Source organism: Mesorhizobium sp. M00.F.Ca.ET.216.01.1.1 (genome assembly GCF_004010325.2).
Taxonomy (GTDB): domain Bacteria; phylum Pseudomonadota; class Alphaproteobacteria; order Rhizobiales; family Rhizobiaceae; genus Mesorhizobium.
Map to the genome: position 1 here is coordinate 1 of NZ_SADR02000646.1, position 279 is coordinate 279.

Below are 279 nucleotides of genomic sequence, written 5' to 3' on the forward strand. Positions count from 1 at the left end.
GTCGGGGTCGGCCAGTTCCAGGCGCACTGGGATGCGCTGGGTGACCTTGACCCAGTTGCCGGTGGCGTTCTGGGCGGGCAGCAGCGAGAACTCGGCGCCCGTGCCGGCGCCGATCGCCTTGACGGCCGCATCGAAGGTCCGGCCCGGATAGGTGTCGACGACGATCTCGGCCTTCTGGCCAGGCTTCATGTGGGTGAGCTGGGGTTCCTTGAAATTGGCGTTGATCCAGGTGTCGCCGGTCTCGACCAGCGCGAACAGCGGCGTGCCGACGGAGACATA

At 67.0% G+C, this 279-nt stretch carries 1 protein-coding gene; it reads right to left on the minus strand.

From position 1 onward, the window contains the following. Positions 1-279 (minus strand): efflux RND transporter periplasmic adaptor subunit (locus EN859_RS37770; RefSeq protein WP_135913782.1); only part of this gene is annotated, 279 nt, incomplete at both ends.